This is a genomic window from Mesorhizobium alhagi CCNWXJ12-2, from assembly GCF_000236565.1.
GTDB lineage: Bacteria > Pseudomonadota > Alphaproteobacteria > Rhizobiales > Rhizobiaceae > Allomesorhizobium > Allomesorhizobium alhagi.
This window is the reverse complement of the sequence record NZ_AHAM01000246.1, coordinates 1-2652: the sequence shown is the minus strand read 5'-3', so window position 1 is coordinate 2652 and position 2652 is coordinate 1. Positions and strand designations below refer to the sequence as shown.

Sequence of the window (2652 nt, the reverse complement as noted above, 5' to 3'; positions counted from 1 at the left end):
CGCAAGCAATCCCGACCAGGTGATTGTGACGGGCGGTAATTGGGACGCCTATGTGCCGGGCGGCAAATGGGTCGGCGTCGGCCCGGGCGCGGACAAAGCGGAAGCATTGAAGAAGCTCAAGGGCCTGACGGAACGGCCCGCCCTCACGGGCGTCAAGGCGGTGGAGAACGCACAGATCCACGCCATTTGGCATCAGTTCTACAACAGCCCGTATCAGTTCGTCGCCATTCAGCAGATGGCCAAATGGCTGCACCCCGACCTGTTCGCGGATCTGGATGCCGAGGCCACCTTCAAGGAGCTGCACGAGAAGTTCCTGCCGGTAGACTACAGGCCCGGCCATTGGGTCTCGCTCTCCGATGAGCAGTGAACCCACGGCACTGTCAGCCAAAGAAGGGCGTGGCCTCTACCGCGCCCTCGTCCTGCGCAAGCAACTCATTCTCGCGGGGCTCGCCCTGGCGCTGCTCCTGAGCCTTTGCATCGACCTTGCGCTCGGGCCTGCGAGCTACAGCCTCGACCAGGTGGTGCTGGCGCTCGTTTCTCCCGGCAGCGTGCCGCTTCAGGTGCGCGTGGTGCTGTGGGAGATCCGGCTTCCCGTCGCGCTGATGGCGGTGGTCGTCGGCGCAGCGTTGTCGGTCGCCGGGGCCCAGATGCAGACCATCCTCAACAATCCGCTCGCAAGCCCGTTCACGCTCGGCATTTCGGCGGCTGCCAGCTTCGGCGCCGCGCTGGCGCTCGCCTTCGGCGTCGCGCTCGTCCCCGCGGCAATCGAGTATGTCGTGCCGCTCAACGCCTTCGTGGTTGCGATGCTGACCGCGCTCGTCATCCACCTGCTGAGCCTCAAACGCGGCGTGACGGTCGAAACCATCGTGCTCCTCGGTATCGCGCTCGTATTCACCTTCAATGCGCTGTTGTCGCTCGTCCAGTATCTTTCGTCGGAGCAGGCGCTGGCCGCGGTCGTATTCTGGACGATGGGAAGCCTCACCAAGGCCACCTGGCCCAAGCTCATCATCACCAGCCTCATCCTTCTTGCAACGCTTCCGATATTCGCGCGCCGCGCCTGGGCGCTGACGGCGCTGCGGTTGGGCGAAGACAAGGCCGCAAGCTTCGGGGTCAAAGTCTCGCGCCTGAGGCTCGAAACCATGATGATGGTGAGCCTGCTCGCCGCCATTCCCGTCGCATTCGTCGGCACGATCGGCTTCATCGGCCTGGTCGGCCCGCACATTGCCCGCATGCTGATCGGCGAGGATCAGCGCTTCTTTCTGCCTGCCTCGGCTCTCTCGGGGGCGCTTATTCTTTCGGCGAGTTCGGTTGTCAGCAAGTCGCTCATTCCAGGCACGATTTTTCCGATCGGCATCGTCACCTCGCTCATCGGCATTCCCTTCTTCATCTCGCTCATCCTCTCGAATGTGAGGCGCTCATGGTGACGGTCAGACTCGACGATCTCGGAGCGCTCCACGGCAACCGGCTGGTGCTGAGCGGGGTTACGACACCGCATCTTCCCGGTGGCGAGGTTGTCGCCGTCATCGGCCCCAATGCCGCCGGCAAGTCGACGCTTTTCAAGCGTATCGCGGGGCTGTTGCGAGGTCCAGGCCGGATCCAAGTCGAAGGCGCACGCGCCGCGGCGCGGAATACTATCTGCTACATGCCGCAGGACACGGCCGCCAATGCTGTGCTGACCGTTTACGAATCGATCTTGCTCGCTCGCAAGCAGGACTCGGCCTGGAGCGTTACCGCCGCGGATCTGGCCGCGATCGACCGCACAATTGCCGACTTGGGCCTGTCTACCATAGCCTTTCGCAACATCGGAGAACTTAGCGGCGGACAACGGCAATTGGTGAGCATCGCGCAGACATTGGTCCGCGAACCAGAGGTGCTGCTGATGGACGAACCGACGTCTGCGCTTGACCTCAATCGCCAGGTGGAAGTCTTGAGCTTGATGCGAACGGTCGCACGAGAGAGGCGCGCGGCGGTGCTGATTGCCCTACACGACATCAATCATGCTCTTCGCTTCGCCGATCGGACGATGGTCATCGTCGAAGGGAGGCTCGTCGCATGCGGCCCATCACGCGATGTCATCACCAGCGCCCTGTTGCGGCAGGTGTACAAGGTGGACGCGCGGATCGAGATGTGTTCCCGCGGCATCGGTCACGTGATCATAGACGGAGCAGTGGTGACAAAGCCGGCGCCGATGGCGGCGTAGCGCGAAGTAAAAGGCAGCGCGCGCACCGCGTCAAGTCCATGTCGTCCAACGGAACGAGCGGGAAGCGCCATTTCGCGACATTTATCGCGCCTCTCGAAATCGGCCGTTCGCGCAACGGCTCAAGTCCACCCGTTCCAGCCCTTTGCAAGAACCAAAATGATCCAAAGGAGTCGCGCAACACTGCTGTGACCTACATCTGGCCTCCATCGCGTTCGCGCTGAACCGTGAGTCTATTTCGACTGCTGTCTGCGACAAAGCTCGATACGTTCCGTCTTTTTTCTAAGAGGCCGTTTGGAAAATCGCGGATTGGGGTTTTGCGTTGAGGCGATTTGTGATTCAAGCTCTGGATGTGGACAGAACAGAGCCGTGGGCGGATGGCCCGGATCGCCAAGAAGGCCAAGCGCTACCCGTCCGATCTGACGGACGAGGAATGGGAGCAGATCGCCCCGCTG

Annotated in this window: 3 protein-coding genes and 1 pseudogene; all 4 read left to right on the top strand. The window is 62.2% G+C overall.

Translation table 11 applies throughout. The features are described 5' to 3' along the window. Positions 1 to 367 (top strand): annotated as a pseudogene (locus MAXJ12_RS26275) (ABC transporter substrate-binding protein); the annotation flags it as partial. Beyond that, entirely contained in the window at positions 357 to 1424 is a 1068-nt protein-coding gene (locus MAXJ12_RS26270; RefSeq protein ID WP_008839125.1) for a FecCD family ABC transporter permease, read from the top strand. The pseudogene MAXJ12_RS26275 and the gene MAXJ12_RS26270, both read left to right, overlap by 11 nt. After that, a complete protein-coding gene (locus MAXJ12_RS26265) occupies positions 1418 to 2200 on the top strand; it encodes an ABC transporter ATP-binding protein (protein ID WP_008839124.1) in 783 nt (260 codons plus the stop codon). The genes MAXJ12_RS26270 and MAXJ12_RS26265 overlap by 7 nt, the downstream gene beginning before the upstream one ends. A gap of 347 nt (positions 2201 to 2547) precedes the next feature. Beyond that, on the top strand, positions 2548 to 2652 hold a 105-nt coding region (locus MAXJ12_RS38315), incomplete at its 3' end, for a transposase (protein WP_420492397.1).

Excerpts from the sequence above, each read along its gene's own strand:
- MAXJ12_RS26265 (WP_008839124.1), top strand. The coding sequence starts at position 1,418 with ATGGTGACGGTCAGACTCGACGATCTCGGAGCGCTCCACGGCAACCGG.
- MAXJ12_RS26270 (WP_008839125.1), top strand. The coding sequence starts at position 357 with ATGAGCAGTGAACCCACGGCACTGTCAGCCAAAGAAGGGCGTGGCCTC.